Source organism: Porphyrobacter sp. AAP60, from assembly GCF_001296025.1.
GTDB lineage: Bacteria > Pseudomonadota > Alphaproteobacteria > Sphingomonadales > Sphingomonadaceae > Erythrobacter.
Genome location: NZ_LJHV01000002.1, coordinates 676,845 through 691,643, shown reverse-complemented (window position 1 = coordinate 691,643; position 14,799 = coordinate 676,845). Strand labels below are relative to the sequence as shown.

14 protein-coding genes are annotated in these 14,799 nt (G+C 64.4%); 10 read left to right on the top strand and 4 right to left on the bottom strand.

What is annotated here, in order from left to right:
• Nucleotides 1–7 precede the first annotated feature (7 nt).
• From IP79_RS03855 to IP79_RS03845, 3 genes are read left to right on the top strand one after another with little or no spacing between them, the layout of a single operon-like run.
• Nucleotides 8–328: a hypothetical protein gene (locus tag IP79_RS03855; RefSeq protein ID WP_054117880.1), complete on the top strand. Its 321-nt coding sequence runs from the start codon at nt 8–10 to the stop codon at nt 326–328.
• Entirely contained in the window at nt 325–1,707 is a 1,383-nt protein-coding gene (locus tag IP79_RS03850; RefSeq protein WP_082336981.1) for an NAD(P)H-hydrate dehydratase, read from the top strand. The genes IP79_RS03855 and IP79_RS03850 overlap by 4 nt, the downstream gene beginning before the upstream one ends.
• Nucleotides 1,704–2,915: a class I SAM-dependent RNA methyltransferase gene (locus IP79_RS03845; RefSeq protein WP_197273725.1), complete on the top strand. Its 1,212-nt coding sequence runs from the start codon at nt 1,704–1,706 to the stop codon at nt 2,913–2,915. Before IP79_RS03850 ends, IP79_RS03845 begins: the two co-directional genes overlap by 4 nt.
• Here IP79_RS03845 and IP79_RS03840 read toward each other — a convergent pair.
• Genes IP79_RS03840 through IP79_RS03825 form a run of 4 tightly spaced genes read right to left on the bottom strand, consistent with a single transcriptional unit; the run spans nt 2,912 to nt 5,775 of the window.
• Nucleotides 2,912–3,703 (bottom strand): hydrolase 1, exosortase A system-associated, encoded by a 792-nt coding sequence (locus IP79_RS03840; protein WP_054117879.1) that lies wholly within the window; start codon nt 3,701–3,703, stop codon nt 2,912–2,914. The two genes, IP79_RS03845 and IP79_RS03840, sit on opposite strands and share 4 nt — an antisense overlap.
• Nucleotides 3,700–4,377 (bottom strand): hypothetical protein, encoded by a 678-nt coding sequence (locus IP79_RS03835; protein WP_324608165.1) that lies wholly within the window; start codon nt 4,375–4,377, stop codon nt 3,700–3,702. Before IP79_RS03835 ends, IP79_RS03840 begins: the two co-directional genes overlap by 4 nt.
• 22 nt (nt 4,378–4,399) lie before the next feature.
• On the bottom strand, nt 4,400–4,708 hold the full coding sequence (locus IP79_RS03830) for a phosphopantetheine-binding protein (RefSeq protein WP_054117878.1): 309 nt from the start codon (nt 4,706–4,708) through the stop codon (nt 4,400–4,402).
• 41 nt (nt 4,709–4,749) lie between these two features.
• On the bottom strand, nt 4,750–5,775 hold the full coding sequence (locus tag IP79_RS03825; protein ID WP_233994072.1) for a GNAT family N-acetyltransferase: 1,026 nt from the start codon (nt 5,773–5,775) through the stop codon (nt 4,750–4,752).
• Nucleotides 5,776–5,784: 9 nt separating this feature from the next.
• Between IP79_RS03825 and IP79_RS03820 the strand changes: the two genes are divergently transcribed.
• The 7 genes from IP79_RS03820 to IP79_RS03790 all read left to right on the top strand — a co-directional run bounded on the left by IP79_RS03820 (nt 5,785) and on the right by IP79_RS03790 (nt 14,796).
• Entirely contained in the window at nt 5,785–7,344 is a 1,560-nt protein-coding gene (locus tag IP79_RS03820) for an acyl-CoA ligase (AMP-forming), exosortase A system-associated (protein ID WP_233994071.1), read from the top strand.
• A complete protein-coding gene (locus tag IP79_RS03815) occupies nt 7,341–8,567 on the top strand; it encodes a pyridoxal-dependent decarboxylase, exosortase A system-associated (RefSeq protein WP_054117877.1) in 1,227 nt (408 codons plus the stop codon). Before IP79_RS03820 ends, IP79_RS03815 begins: the two co-directional genes overlap by 4 nt.
• Nucleotides 8,568–8,757: 190 nt before the next feature.
• Complete coding sequence (locus IP79_RS03810) at nt 8,758–9,399, top strand: XrtA/PEP-CTERM system exopolysaccharide export protein (protein WP_054117876.1); 642 nt, start codon at nt 8,758–8,760, stop codon at nt 9,397–9,399.
• Between the two features lie 17 nt (nt 9,400–9,416).
• Entirely contained in the window at nt 9,417–10,937 is a 1,521-nt protein-coding gene (locus tag IP79_RS03805; protein WP_054117875.1) for an XrtA system polysaccharide chain length determinant, read from the top strand.
• Nucleotides 10,938–10,953: 16 nt separating this feature from the next.
• The gene (locus IP79_RS03800; protein WP_054117874.1) at nt 10,954–11,919 is read left to right on the top strand and encodes an AAA family ATPase; all 966 of its coding nucleotides are present in this window, start codon (nt 10,954–10,956) and stop codon (nt 11,917–11,919) included.
• Nucleotides 11,920–11,921: 2 nt separating this feature from the next.
• Complete coding sequence (locus IP79_RS03795; protein WP_233994070.1) at nt 11,922–13,586, top strand: preprotein translocase subunit YajC; 1,665 nt, start codon at nt 11,922–11,924, stop codon at nt 13,584–13,586.
• Between the two features lie 16 nt (nt 13,587–13,602).
• On the top strand, nt 13,603–14,796 hold the full coding sequence (locus IP79_RS03790; protein ID WP_054117872.1) for an XrtA/PEP-CTERM system-associated ATPase: 1,194 nt from the start codon (nt 13,603–13,605) through the stop codon (nt 14,794–14,796).
• The last annotated feature ends 3 nt before the right edge of the window (nt 14,797–14,799 follow it).

The window sequence follows — 14,799 nt, the reverse complement described above, 5'->3', positions numbered from 1 at the left end:
GGCCCTGGTGACTGCCACCGCAGCGTGCGGCGGGGCTGAAGTGTCCCCGCCGCCGCCGGGTGCGCAGGTCGATTGCGCGATTGGCGCAGGGGCGGGTTTCTCCACTGTTTGCACACTCGAACAGACGAGTGGTGGGGAGATCGTGATCCACCATCCCGATGGCGGTTTCCGCAGGTTCGCCCGCATGGCAGAAACCGGTGCGCTCGTTCCCCTCGACGGAGCCGAACCATTGGTGCCTGAACCCGGTATGGCGGATGCGGGAAGCTTCGCTGTGGGGGCTGATCGTTATCGCATTCCGCAAGCATTGCTGACACCGCCTGCGCCGTGAGCGCCGCGCAGGTTCTCACTGCAGCGCAGATGCGCGCTGCCGAACAGGCGCTTTTCGATAGCGGAACCAGCGTTTCCGAGCTGATGGAGGTTGCCGCAGGCGGCGCGGCGGACTGGATCCGGCGGGTCGCCGCGGGCCGCAACATCACCGTGTTGTGCGGCCCTGGTAACAATGGCGGCGATGGCTATGTTATCGCGCGACTTTTGCGCGCGGCAGGCAATGCGGTGAATGTCGTCGCCCCGCTTGATCCTGCGACCGATGCGGCGAAGGCGGCAGCGCAGCGCTGGGGCGGGCCGGTCGGGCGGGCGGGGGTTTCAGGCGAGGTATTCGTTGATTGCCTGTTCGGTTCGGGCCTTGCACGACCACTGGTGGCGGAACACGCATTGTTGCTATGCGATCTGGCGGCGCGGCATCGTTACCGGGTCGCGGTGGACGTGCCCTCCGGCGTTGCCAGCGATAGCGGCGCAGCGCTCAACAGCGGTCTGCCGGCCTATGATCTGACCTTGGCGCTCGGCGCATGGAAGTTCACGCATTGGCGCCTGCCGGGCCGGGAATTGATGGGGCAGATGCGGCTTGTGCCGATCGGCATCGGCGCGGTGGAGGGGGCTGCGCAGTTGATAACACGCCCGAAAATCGCGTCGCCCGCTGCAGATAGTCACAAATACCGCCGCGGCCTCGCGATGGTGTTGGGTGGAGACATGCTGGGGGCTGCGACGCTGTCTGCACTGGCAGCGATGCGGGCAGGGGCGGGCTATGTGAAACTGGCAGCACATGATTTGCACCAGGCACCGCCTGATCTTGTAGTCGATCCATCGCCATATCGCGTGGCATTGTCGGATGAACGCATCAATGCCGTATTGATCGGACCGGGTCTGGACAGGCACGACGGGGCGCGCAAGGGGCTTGAGGAGGCTCTTCGATCCGCCGCGGCAATCGTACTTGATGCCGATGCCCTTCATTTGGTCGGCCCCTGGATGCTCAATGCAGATCAACCCATTCTCGCCACCCCGCACGATGGCGAATTGGAAGCACTGTGCCGCGCTTTCTGTGTGATTGCGGAGGGTCGTATCAACCGTGCCAGATCGCTCTCAACGGCAAGCGGGATGGTTATTTGCGCCAAAGGGCCGGACACAATCATTGCTGCGCCCGATGGCCGTATCGCGATCGCACCACCCGCGCCAAGCTGGCTTTCGGTCGCGGGAAGCGGCGATGTGCTCGCCGGAATAGCGGTTAGCCGGATGGCGACCGGCGCCGATCCCTTCACTGCAGCTTGCGAGGCTGTGTGGCTGCACGGTGAGGCCGCGCGGCGGGCAGGCCCGGCATTTACTCCTTCGCAGCTTGCCGAAAGGGTCGCTGAAGCGCTAGCGGCCTGCCTATGAACGCAAGCGCGACAATTTCCGAACCCATCATCCGCCTCGCCGCCAAAGGTGACGGCGTTGCCGCCTCCGGTCGTCATGTCGCGGGAGCCGTGCCGGGCGACCTGGTGGACGAAGACGGAGTGATCACGCCGGGGCCACATCACGTCGCGCCTGTCTGTCGCCACTTTTCCACCTGCGGCGGGTGCCAGTTGCAGCATGTTGACGATGACGCCCTGGCCGATTTCGTGCGCGATCGTGTGCTCAACGCCGCCAAGGGGCAGGGACTGGAGCCTGCCGAATTGCTGCCCGTGCACCTTTCGCCGCCCGCAACCCGCCGCCGCGCAGGGCTGCACGGGCTGCGCATCGCCAAGGGCGCGGCGATCGGTTACCGGGAGGGCGGATCGCACCGCATCGTCGATCTGGCCGAATGTCCGGTGCTGCACCCGCAACTGGCCGCGCTGATCGCACCGCTACGGCGGTTTGTGGGTGCCTATGGCCCCAAGGCCATGGTCGGGATCGACCTCACGCTCGGCGATCAGGGTGTGGAGATGAACCTTTCCCAATTCCCTCTCGAAGGGCTTGGGCCGACCGAGGCTGCACTCGATTTCGCGCGCGATCAGGGGCTTGCGCGCCTGACCATCGATCAGGGCTACGGGCCGGAAACGGTGTGGGAACCGGAGCCGGTGACGATTACTCTCGCGGGCGTGCCGGTCGGACTGCCTGCGGGTGCGTTCCTGCAGGCTACGGCCGATGCAGAGGCCCGCATGGTGGCCGACGCCGTTAAATGGCTCTCAGAGTCCAAGATCGTGGCCGATCTGTTCGCCGGGTTGGGTACCTTTGCCTTCGGGCTGCGGGGGGAGGGGCGCAAAGTTCTCGCCGTGGAGGCAGAGCGGGCTGCTCACCTCGCCTGCAAATCCTCCGGAGCGCGGGCCGGGGGCACTGTGCTGGCGCTACACCGTGATCTGTTCCGCAACCCGCTTCAGCCAGACGAATTGAACCGTTTCGATGCGGTGCTGCTTGATCCTCCGCGGGCCGGAGCGCGGGCGCAGATTGCCGAGATTGCAGCGAGCACGTTGACCCGCGTGGTCTATGTCAGCTGCAATCCTGCCAGCTGGGCGCGCGATGCGGCTGTGCTGGCTGAGGCCGGGTTCCGGCTGACCAGATTGCGGCCCGTGGGCCAGTTCCGCTGGTCAACCCATGTCGAGCTTGTTAGCCTGTTCGAGCGTTAGGCGCGCAGAGCGGCGAGGATCTGCGCTTCCAGCCAGTCGCGGTGCGCCGGTTCGACATAGGCGTGGCCGGCGCCTTCGCAGCGGTGGATGCGCGGATCGCCCTTATCCCATGCTGCTTCGAACACCTGCGCCGTCCGGTCCGCTGCAGCAAGCAGGATACGGACATCGCCGGAAAAGCTGGTAATTCCTTCGCGCATCTCCTGTGCCAGGCTGGACGGCGGCGCAGCAGGGCTGAGCGAGCGGGCAAGGCCGCGACCCAGTTTGCCCAGATTTACACCTCCTCCAAGCAGCCGCATGATTTCACGCGGGTTCTTCAGCTTTTCCAGATAGCGGGCGCGGATCGCGGCGGGGGGCGGGGTGTCATCGGCCGCCTTGCCGCCTTCGCCATGTTCGATGGTCCACGGGTTCGACAACACAAGCCCGTCGCACCCCGCACCGCCCGCCAGCATCAGCGCCGAAGCCGCATCGCAATTGCCGAAAGCGATCACCCGTCCAATTTGCGGTGCCATCGCACGAAATGCATCAATTGCGGCGGCTATATCCTTGGCAGAATTACGGAAACCGCGGTTCTCGCCCTCGCTGTCGCCAATCCCGCGTCGGTCAAACCGAAATACCGGAAACCCCGCACTGGCAATGCGGGAGGCCATGTCGGCCTGTCCGCCAAATGCACCCGCACGAATCTCGTTGCCGCCGCTGATGATCAGGAGACCAGCGGTGCCCGGTGCCGTGTCGAGCGTGGCAGCAAGCAACAGGCTGCCGCAGCCGAAGGTGTGCGAAAGGCGGCTCATCCGATGCTGTCCGCGATCAACGCCGCGAGCCGGTCAGCCTGACCGGCATCTTCGTCAGGCTCGGCGCGCAGCCACAGGCCGGAGCCGCCGATTTGAGATTGGGCGATTTCGGTCTGGTTATGAGCGACGGTTGGTTCGGCAATCTCAAGCTCGCGGAACATTTTTGCCCCGATGTGCCAACCCCCCAGCATTAATCCGCTTTCTCGCCCAATGGCCATAAGGCCTTCGGACGTCTCGGAAATCCCGGCCTCGCGCGCTGCGATGGTGCGGGCGCGGATCATGCCGCGCAGCAGTTTCGGCCCCGATTGTGCGGCGTAATGCCAGCCGGGAAGTTCTGCGGGGGCCACCAACGCGCCCGCACGGATCGCTAGAACATGGGTCGCACTCAGCGATTGGGCAGCGGCTGCCATGCCTGAACGCCATTCACCAAGTGTCTGTTTCTGAAGCGCTACGAGGCTTTCGTTGCAGCCCGGCAGATCGGGAAGGAGGGAGTCGATCCCAGCCGCATCCAGCCGCCGCATCACTTCGACCGTAAAGCGCCGCAGCTTGTTTGCTTCATCGAACCACGCCGGACAGATCAGCACCCGCGCCGTGCGCCCGCGATCAAACGCCAGCAGCATTTCATCGCCGGCCAAACCGCCATCACGGGCGGGAATGTTCCACGTGAAAATCACGCAAGCACGGGCCTGGAAGGGGTCAAGACGGGGTCTGGAGGGGGTCTAGCTTGGCCTGCGCGAAGGCCAGCAGCCCGCCATAAGTCTCCAGCATTTCGCCGTCGACATCATCATCGTCGATCACGATCCCGAGCCGGTCTTCCATCTCGGTCAGCAATCCGGCCACGGCCATCGAATCGAGTTCGGGCAGGTGGCCAAACAGGCCGGACTCCGCGCCAAACGCCGCAGCCTGTGCCTGATCCAGGCCGAGGACATCGGCGATCAGGGCCTTCAACTGCCGGTCGAGCGCTGCCTCGTCCAACTGACCTTCGATGAATGGCGTGCTGCCCATGACGCTACCTTGGTTCCTGCGTGCGACCGTGGCCGCGGGGCTTAGCCATGCGCGGGCGCGGGTGCAAGGCTTGCAACGGGCAGGGCCGCCGCCGATCCGCGCAACGCCTGCAGCTTGCGCTTGGCAAGCGGCGCCCAGCTTTTCGGCTGTGCCGGGTCGAGACAATCGATCCGGAAGCGTGGGCGCACCTGTTCCATCCAGTCCGCTTTGTAACTCTGATCGCCAGTGCCGAAATCCACGATGGCTACCTTGTCGCAATCGATCACGTGGCGGAACAGCGCCGCGCTCAAGGTGGTGCCTGCCGACAGTGGCTTGTGGCTTTCAAGGTGGGCGAGCTTGTGGATGTAGGCGATTGAATTTTCGACTGTCCAGCACTGCGCGGCCACTGCCAGCCCATCGGCTCGCGCCACGCCCATTCGCAGGCGGCCCGCCGCGCCCTCGGCCTGGGCAAAAGCGCGCAGCATGGCGGGTTGATCTTCCGCCGGCTTCCAGCTGGCAGCATAGATTGTTTCATATTCGGCCCACACCGCCGGATCGAAGCGGGTCAGCACTTCGGTCTCGACCTTTTTGGCCTTGCGTTTCAATGTGGTGCGCAAGGTTCCCGGGCGGCTTTCCCAATATTGGGCAAAATTGCGCCCGCGCACATCAAGCACATGGTTGCTGTCGCATTGCTCCACCGCGACCTGCCAGCCAGCTGAACGGAATGCTTCGGCGAGGCGCGTGGCCGATCCATCCTCGCCCGGCACGGGTTCGAGAGTCACCCGCCAGCCGCGCCGTTTGAGCCCTTGGGCAATGGCGCGCAGTAGCCGCTCACCCGCAGCGCCCGCCGGAGCGAGTTCGCGCCACGTGAAACTGTACCAGTTGCGCAAGGGGGCGATTCGCCCGCGATCCTCGGTCAGCGCGAGCGCGGCGGCGGCATCGGCATCGCTCGCCATCGCAATCATCGGGGTTAGCCCGGTGTCTGCCAGCATTGCATACCATTCGGCGCGGTCGAAGGGCGCAGCGGTGCCGCTCGCAGTCAGCGCTTGCAAGACGTTAACGCTGTCGTGATACCGCGTTTCGATCACTGGAAAAGAATGCTCCCGTTCATGCCGCACCTGCCCGATCCTCTCCCGCGACCGCTCGATCATCTGGCCGAACTGGCCGGGATGAGCGGGCATGGGGATGGCCCGGCGCTGGTGCTGCGCGATGCCACGCTTAACCACAATCAGTTAAGACAGCGTGTTGCGCTGCTGGCGGGTTGGCTGGCGCAAATGGTGCCGCAGGGTGGAGCGCGGGTGGCAAGCTGGGCAGCCAAGGGTGAATTGACCTGCCTGCTTCCGCTCGCCGCAGCGCGGGCGGGGCTGGTGCATGTGCCGGTCAATCCCATGCTCAAGCGCGCGCAGGTGGCACATATCCTTGCCGATAGCGGCGCGCGGCTTCTGATCGGTACAGGTTCGCGGCTCGCTTCGCTGGAGCCGGGCGATCTGCCTGCTGGTTGCGCTGGCTTGGGTGAGACGGAAGCGCTGGCGGCTGCCGCTGCCGCAGGGCGCGAACTTGGCCCTTCGGCGGCCGATCCAGCCGAACTCGCCGCCATTCTCTACACTTCCGGATCGACCGGCAGGCCCAAGGGCGTGATGCTGAGCCATGCCAATATGTGGCTGGGCGCCGTGGCGGTGGCGCATTATCTGGGGCTTGAGCGAGACGATGTGACGCTGGCAGTGCTGCCGCTATCGTTCGATTACGGGCAGAACCAGCTTTTGAGCACATGGTTTGCGGGCGGGTGTGTGGTGCCGCTGGATTTCCTGTTTCCCAAGGATGTCGCCAAGGCCTGCGCCAAGCACGGGGTGACGACGCTTGCCGCAGTGCCGCCCTTGTGGGTGCAACTGACCGAGATCGAATGGCCCGCCGAAGCGAGTGCGCCCCTGCGACGCCTCACCAATAGCGGCGGGGCGCTGACGGTTGATCTGGTGCATTCCTTGCGCGGGATATTCCCGCAGGCGCGGCTGTTCCCGATGTATGGGCTGACCGAGGCTTTCCGTTCGACATTCCTCGATCCTGCATTGGTCGATTCGCATCCGACTTCAATGGGTAAGGCGATACCCTTCGCAGAGATTCTCGTGATCAACGATGCGGCCGAAGTCGCGGCGGATGGCGAGGAAGGCGAGTTGGTGCATTGCGGCCCGCTGGTGGCGCAAGGCTATTGGCAGGATCCGGAACGCACCGCCGAACGCTTTAGGCCCGCGCCGGCCCAATCGGCTTACGGCGGCACCGCGGTGTGGTCGGGCGACCGCGTGCGGCGCGATGCAGACGGCTTGCTCTATTTCGCCGGTCGCCGCGATGCGATGATCAAGAGCGCGGGCAACCGGATCAGCCCGCAGGAGGTGGAGGAGGCCGCGCTCGCCACTGGTCTTGCAGCAGAGGCGGTGGCATTGGGCGTGGCCGATGCGCGGCTCGGGCAGGCGGTGCATCTGGTGGTGCGCGGTGTCGGTGACGAGGCGGCCCGCGCCGATCTGCCGAAGCGGTTGCAACGCGATCTGCCCAATTTCATGCAGCCAAAGATGATACACTGGCGTGCGGCGATGCCGATCAACCCTAACGGCAAGATTGACCGCACGGCCTTGCAGATTGAACTCGATAAGGAATTTGACGCATGAAGCCCGTCGGCCCGATCCCCGCCGGATACGAAACCATCGGCGGCGAACTCGCCATCGGCGGCAAGCGCGCGAGCGAACTGGCGGCCGAAGCCGGGCGCACGCCCTTGTTCGTCTATTCACGCGCCCATCTGGATGCGCGTGTGGCGGATTTGCGAGCGGCTTTGCCAAGGCGGGTCGGATTGAACTTTGCGGTCAAGGCCAACCCGCACCTCGCCGTGATCGGCCATATGGCGCCGCTGGTGGACGGGTTCGACATTGCCTCGTCAGGCGAATTGGCGCTGTGCACGGCGGTCGGGATCGATCCGGCGCGCATCAGCTTCGCCGGGCCGGGCAAGCGTGACGACGAGTTGGAAGCCGCGATTGCCGTAGGCGTCACGCTCAATTGCGAAAGCGAAGGCGAGGCCGCGCGGGCGCTCGCGATCGGGCAAAGGCTCGGCAAGGCACCTCGCATTGCGATCCGGGTAAACCCCAGTTTCGAAATGAAGGGTTCTGGCATGAAAATGGGCGGCGGGGCCAAGCAGTTCGGCGTGGATGCCGAACGGGTGCCCGCTCTGGCGCGTGATGTGATAACCCAAGGGGCCGAATGGCGCGGCTTGCACATCTTCTCCGGCAGCCAGACACTCAGCGCAGACGCGATCATCGAAGCGCAGGGCAATGTTCTGGAACTGGCTGCGAATCTTGCCGATGATATCGGCTACGGCCTGCCCAAACTGAACATGGGCGGCGGTCTGGGTATCCCCTATTTCCCCGGTGACGAGCCGGTCGATCTCGCCAAGGTGGGCGCGGCGCTGGCGGAGCGGGCGGCGCACCTTCCGTCGGTGCTATCCGATACCGAATTGTGCATCGAACTGGGCCGCTATCTGGTCGGTGAAGCGGGGGTCTATCTCACCCGCGTGATCGACCGCAAGATTAGCCACGGGGTGACATACCTGATTACCGATGGCGGGTTGCACCACCAATTGGCGGCATCGGGCAATTTCGGCACCGTGGTGCGCCGCAATTATCCTTCTGCGATTGCAACCCGTTACGCGATGGAGGCAACAGAGGAAGTCAACATCGTCGGCTGCCTGTGCACCCCGCTCGACAGGCTGGCCGACGCCGCAATGATGCCGCAGGCCGATGTTGGCGATCTGGTCGCGGTGTTCTGCGCCGGAGCCTACGGTGCGACTGCCAGCCCCAGCGCTTTTCTGGGCCACGGCCCGGCGGCCGAAATTCTGGTCTGAACCGCGGCGTTAATCGGCGATTTTACCCTGTCCCAAAGCGGGATGGGGCCGGATTCTGGCCTGTATAACTAACAATATGTTCACCATTTCCGGCGACAAGAGACCCAATGACCGGGGGTCTCGTGTCGCAGGTCGCTCCTGCATGGTGCACGCGCCCCCCGCACGCAACACGGCCAAGGATCCCTGACCAATGCTTTACCCTCTGCCCCTTTCCCGCATCGCGGCTCTTGGCCTTGCTTCGGCACTGCTGTCGGCCTGCGCCAGCGGAGGCGCGCAGTTGCCCACAGCAAACTATTCCAGCAACACCATCGCACCGAGCGAGGAATACACCATCGGCCCGCTCGACGAGATTACAATCCACGTCTGGCGCAATCCCGAACTCAGCGCCGACAAGGTGCGCGTGCGGCCTGACGGGCGGCTGACGATCCCGCTGGTGCAGGACATTCCGGCGGTGGGCAAAACCTCGACCGAACTGCAGGAATACATCGCGGGCGAGCTTTCCAAATATATCGAACAACCGATCGTATCGGTCATCGTCAACACGCCCGAAGGCAACTTTACCCAGCAGGTGCGGATTATCGGTGCGACCGGGCAGCCGGCTTCGCTGCCGTTCCGCGCCAACATGACTGTGCTTGATGCGATGATCGCGGTGGGCGGACTGAATGAATTTGCCGCCGGCAACCGTGCCAAGCTGATCCGGCTTGACCGCGAAACCGGCAAGCAGGTCGAATACCGGCTCCGCCTGTCGGATCTGATCCGCAAGGGTGATGCTTCGGCGAATGTGATGCTGATGCCGGGCGATACCATCATCATCCCCGAAAGCCGGTTCTAAAGGGGGCGGCTGCGGGCATGAGCGACATCTTTGACGAACTGCGCGCAGCGCTCTGGTCGGTCTGGCACCGGCGGTGGCTGGCGATTGCCGTGGCCTGGGGCGTGTGCCTGCTGGGTTGGCTGGTGATCGCGATGATCCCCAATTCCTATGAGTCCAAGGCGCGGGTCTATGTCGATGTACAGGATGTTTTGTCCAAGCAGCTCGGCATTGCAGGCGATGGCAAGGAAGAAATCCTGCGCGTCCGCCAGACCCTGTCGAGCGCAAAGAACCTTGAAAAGGTGATCACCTCCACCCGTCTGGGCGAAGGCATAACCGAGCGCGGCGCACTGGATGCGATGGTTGGCGAGCTCGACAAGAAGGTTAAAGTGACGAGCGAGCAGGACAACCTGTTCGAAATCACCGCCGAGATCGGTCGCAGTGATCTGACCGATGCCGAAAACGCCGTGCTGGCGCGCGATGTGGTGCAGAAGCTGCTCGACATCCTGCGCGAAGAACATGTGATCGGCAATCGCGCCGGGATCAGCACCGCCATCGGCGACCTTGATCGCCAGTTGGATGAACGAAAGCTCGAACTCGAAGAGGCCGAACAGCGGCGTCTGGCGTTCGAAGCGCAGTATCCCGATCTGATCGGTGGTTCGGATAGCCTGTCGACCAAGGTGCAACAGAGCCGCACCGAGTTGCGCGACGTCGATGCCAATCTGGCTGCGGCGCAAAGCGCGCTGGCAGCGATTTCGGCCCAGCTGGAAAGCACGCCGCGCACGCTGGCCGGCGGACGCGACGCCACGGGGCCGCGCGCTGCCTTGCAGCAGGCACAGACCCAGCTGGCTGAGCTGCGTTCGCGCGGATTGACCGATAACCACCCCGATGTTGTTGCCACCACCAAGCAGGTGGCCATTCTCGCCCGGCAGGCCGCTGCTGCTGGCGATGATGCCGGCGGCACGCCCAATCCGGCCCATTCCTCGCTCATCGCGATCCGCAGCGAGCGTCAGGCGGGAGTTGAAGCACTGCAGGCCCGCCGCGCCGCGCTGCAAAGCAACTTTGCCGCTTTGATGGCAAGCCAGGCGAGCGAACCTACGGTTGCCGCCGAGGCGAACCGTATCAGCCGCGATTACGATGTGCTGCGCCAGAATTACGAAAAGCTGCTGCAAGACCGCGAGGCTCTGCGCACGCGTGGGCAGGTCGAGGACAAGGCGAGCCAGTTCCGGTTCGATATCATCCAGCAACCCGGTGTTTCGCAAAAACCGGCTGCGCCCAATCGTCCGCTGCTGCTGCTTGGCGTGCTGATTGTCGGCATCGGTGCAGGCGTTGCAGCGGCCTATGCGATCAGCCAGCTGAAATCGAGCTTTGCAACGCCGCAAAAACTGGAGCGCACCTTCGATCTGCCGGTGATCGGCTCGATTTCGCTGACCATCTCCGAAGCTGCCCGCAAGATCGAACGCCAACGCCTGGTGCAATTTGCCGGGGCCTGCGCCGGACTGGTGGCAATGTTTGTGATTCTGCTCGCGATCGAGATCGTCTCGATCGGAACAATTGCGTGAGGATTGGGGAAACGCGATGACCGATCAGGGCAAAATCAACCGCGAGGGCGCAACGCCTGCATCGCTGTTCGAACGGGCGGATGCTGCCTTCGGGATCGGCCCCGTGCCGACGCGCGCCGTTCCGCCTGTGCCGCAGGCGCCTGCAGCTTTGCGCCGCCCGGCGGCTCCTGCACCCAAGGCTGCACCCGCAGCAACCGCGCAGCCAGAACCCGTCGCCGCGCCTGCAGCGCCGCAAACGGCACCCAAAGTTGAGTTCTGCGGGCCGTTTGCGGCAATTGACCGCGATCACCTGCATGATGGCGGGATGATCGTACCGGAAGAGCCGGTGACCGGGCTGCTTGAAGAGTTCCGCATCGTCAAGCGCGAGCTGCTGGCCGATGCCCGTGCAAGCGACACCCCGCTGGCGCGCCGTATACTTGTGTGTTCGCCCCATCCGGGAGAGGGCAAGACCTATTGCGCCACCAACCTTGCCATCGCGCTCGCCGCCGAACGCGGTCTCGAAGTGCTGCTGGTGGATGCCGATGTCGTCAAACCGTCTGTCACCCAGCGCCTGGGGATCGAGGCCGGACAAGGCCTGATGGATGCACTGGCCGATCCCGCAATCCAGCCCGAACGTCTGGTGATCCGCACCGATATCGAAGGGCTGTTCGTGCTGCCTGCCGGCACCGCAATGGCGCTGGATGCCGAATATCTCGCCAGCGCCCGCACCGGAGAAATGCTCGACCGGCTGACGCAGAACGCGCCTGACCGGATCGTGATTTTCGATACACCGCCCGCGCTGGCCGCCTCGCCCGCAGCCGAACTGGCGTCCCACGTGGGGCAGGCTTTGCTGGTGGTACGCGCCGACGAGACGAGCCGCGCCGCGCTGGAAGATGCGCAGCAGCTGCTGTCGGCCTGCGGCGATATCAAACTGCTGCTCAATGCTGCGCGCTACAGCCCATCCGGGCGGCGCTTCGGCACTTATGGCACCAAGGGGAAATGACGATGCGTGCCCGCATATTCAATCGCGCGCTGATACTGGCGGCAGTGGCGTCGACTGCCGCTGTTCCGGCCATTGCGCAGGCGCAAGGACAAGCACAGGGACAGGATCAGGGGCAGGGCGACGGCGCATCCTCCCAGCGATCGACCCGCCTGGTGCAACCCTATATCGAGGTGAGCCAGGTGCTCTCGGCGCAGATTTCGCCGGGTGACGAGGTACTGACCTTCACGCAGGTTGCTGCAGGCGTCGATATCAACGTGCAGGGGCGCAACAGCGGGGCAGCCGTATCAGTGCGTTACGAACGCAACATCGCTTATGGCGATAACAGCGTGGATAGCGATACCATCAGCGGCGTTGCCCGCGGCACACTGGCGCTGGTGCCCAATACCCTGAGCCTTGAGGCTGGCGCGCTTGCATCGCGCACCCGGATCGATGCGGGCGGCGGCACCACGGCCAATCCGCTTGTGCGCGAGGATGCCGAAAGCCGGTTTTACAGCGCCTATGCCGGGCCAAGCCTCAATACCCGCGTCGGCGATGTCGATGTGCAAGGCGTGGCGCGGGTGGGTTACAACCGCTTCGAAGTCGATCAGGCGATCGTCAACCCGCAAGGGCAGGCAGTCGATGTGTTTGATGACAGCGTCACCTATCTGGGCCAGCTGCGCGCGGGCGTACGTCCTGGCGATGTACTGCCGGTGGGCGTGGCCGTTACGGCGGGGGGCTTTCAGGAGGACATTTCCAATCTCGATCAGCGGGTGCGCGATCTTTACGTGCGCGGGGATGTGACCTTACCGGTCAGCCCGTCGCTCGCAATCGTGGCAGGTGCGGGTTACGAGAATGTCGAGATTTCCAGCCGCGATGCCCTGCGCGATGTGAACGGCGTGCCTGTGATCGGGGCCGATGGCCGCTTTGTCACCGATAGCGCCGCTCCGCGTCAGATCGCCTTCGATGTCGATGGCTTGCTGTGGGATGTCGGCGTGCTGTGGCGCCCCAGCTCGCGCACCAGCCTTCAGGCGTCGGTCGGGCGGCGGTATGATTCGACCACCTATTACGGCACCTTCACCTATGTCCCCAGCCAGCGCAGCGCCTTTGCGCTTTCCGCCTATGACGGGGTAAGCGGCTTTGGCGGATTGCTGAACAACAGCCTCGCCGGGCTCGACAGCGATTTCGAAGCGATCCGAAATCCCGTCACCGGCGATTTCGGCGGGTTGGTAAGCGGCACCGAAGGCCAGGCATTGATCGGCGGGCTGGGCTCTGCCCGTTCCGCTGCATTCCGCGGGCGCGGCGTGCGCGCTTCCTATCAGCGCACCATGGGCCGCACCACCGCAGCGCTGGGCGCTGGTTATGACCGGCGCACTTTCATTGCGGCACCGGGCACGGTGCTGGCGGCGATCGATGGGCTGACGGACGAAAGCTATTACGTGATTGGCGGGCTGACCCGGCAGATCGGGCAGAACGCCAACCTGACCACCAATGCCTATGTCAACTGGTTCGACGGCGCTGGCGCCAACGACAACGTGACCGCAGTCGGTGCTTCGGCTGCCTATAATCAGGCGATCACCCAGCGCCTGACCGGCCGTGCGGCGGTTTCAGTCGATTATTTCGACAGCGAATTCACCGCCGAAGACTTTGCCTTTGCCACCGCGCTGGTTGGCCTGCGTTACAATTTCTGACGGGGATCTGAGCCTCATGTACGAACATCATTACGGCTTTTCTGCTCGGCCTTTCCAGCTGACGCCTGATCCGCAGTTCTATTTCGAAAGCGTCAGCCACAAGAAGGCGATGAGCTATCTCGGCTATGGCCTGAGCCAGGGTGAGGGCTTCATCGTCATCACCGGCGAGGTGGGCGCGGGCAAATCGACGCTGGTTGCGCACCTGATGGAGCGGATCGATCCGGCGGCGCTGAGCGTGGCGCAGATCGTCACCTCGGCGCTGGACGGGGCGGAGATCGTGCACGTCGTTGCGCAGGCGTTCGGACTGGCGGTCGAGGGGCATGACAAGGCGGGCGCGCTGGGCGCGATCGAACGGTTCCTGCAGGATGAAGCCCGCGCCGGTCGCCGCTGTCTGCTGGTGGTAGACGAATGCCAGAGCCTTGAACTGGCCGCGCTTGAAGAATTGCGGATGTTGTCAAACTTCCAGCTCGGCTCGCACCCGCTGCTGCAAAGCCTGTTGCTCGGCCAGCCCGAGTTCCGCCGCACGCTGGCCCATCACCCCGATCTGGAGCAGCTGCGCCAGCGGGTTATCGCATCCCACCACCTTGAAGCGCTGGATAGCGGCGAGGTGCAGGATTACGTGGAGCACCGGCTTGGTCAGGTGGGCTGGAACGGGAAGCCCGCGTTTGAAGAAGGGCTGATCGATGCCCTTTACCGCCAAACCGATGGCATTCCGCGCCGCGTCAATCAGGTGATGAACCGCCTGCTGCTGCTCGGCGCGATCGAGGGGCGGGAGAGCCTGTCGCTGGCGATGCTTGATGATGTGATGGCCGAGATGATGGCCGATCAGACCCGCGGCGCCCGCGGCGGTTCCGATTTGCGCACCGCGCCCGCGCCTGCGGCTGTGCCTGCTTCTGCCCCTGCTGCGCCGCAACCGGCTGCGCATGACAGTCTGCCAGCGACCGAAGTGGCCGCGCTGCTGGCAGAGCGCGATGCGCGCACGGCGGAACTTGAAGCGGCGATCAGCGAATTGCAGGCTGCAGGAATGAACCAGCGCGAGGGCACGGCAGAACCCCAATCGCCCGAAGAGGCGCGCGTGGCGGAAGCCCATCTTGCCGAAGCACTCCAACGGATCGAGACACGGCTGGAAGAACAGGAACAATCCTTCCGCCACGTTTTGACCATGCTGATCGAATGGCTCGAGGAAGACCCGTCGCGCGAGGCGGCGTAACCC

Bases quoted from the DNA above. Each gene is read 5' to 3' on its own strand.
- IP79_RS03845 (WP_197273725.1), top strand. From the start codon at position 1,704: ATGAACGCAAGCGCGACAATTTCCGAACCCATCATCCGCCTCGCCGCC.
- IP79_RS03795 (WP_233994070.1), top strand. From the start codon at position 11,922: ATGCGTGCCCGCATATTCAATCGCGCGCTGATACTGGCGGCAGTGGCG.
- IP79_RS03790 (WP_054117872.1), top strand. From the start codon at position 13,603: ATGTACGAACATCATTACGGCTTTTCTGCTCGGCCTTTCCAGCTGACG.
- IP79_RS03805 (WP_054117875.1), top strand. From the start codon at position 9,417: ATGAGCGACATCTTTGACGAACTGCGCGCAGCGCTCTGGTCGGTCTGG.
- IP79_RS03820 (WP_233994071.1), top strand. From the start codon at position 5,785: ATGCTCCCGTTCATGCCGCACCTGCCCGATCCTCTCCCGCGACCGCTC.
- IP79_RS03840 (WP_054117879.1), bottom strand. From the start codon at position 3,703: ATGAGCCGCCTTTCGCACACCTTCGGCTGCGGCAGCCTGTTGCTTGCT.
- IP79_RS03810 (WP_054117876.1), top strand. From the start codon at position 8,758: ATGCTTTACCCTCTGCCCCTTTCCCGCATCGCGGCTCTTGGCCTTGCT.
- IP79_RS03830 (WP_054117878.1), bottom strand. From the start codon at position 4,708: ATGGGCAGCACGCCATTCATCGAAGGTCAGTTGGACGAGGCAGCGCTC.
- IP79_RS03815 (WP_054117877.1), top strand. From the start codon at position 7,341: ATGAAGCCCGTCGGCCCGATCCCCGCCGGATACGAAACCATCGGCGGC.
- IP79_RS03800 (WP_054117874.1), top strand. From the start codon at position 10,954: ATGACCGATCAGGGCAAAATCAACCGCGAGGGCGCAACGCCTGCATCG.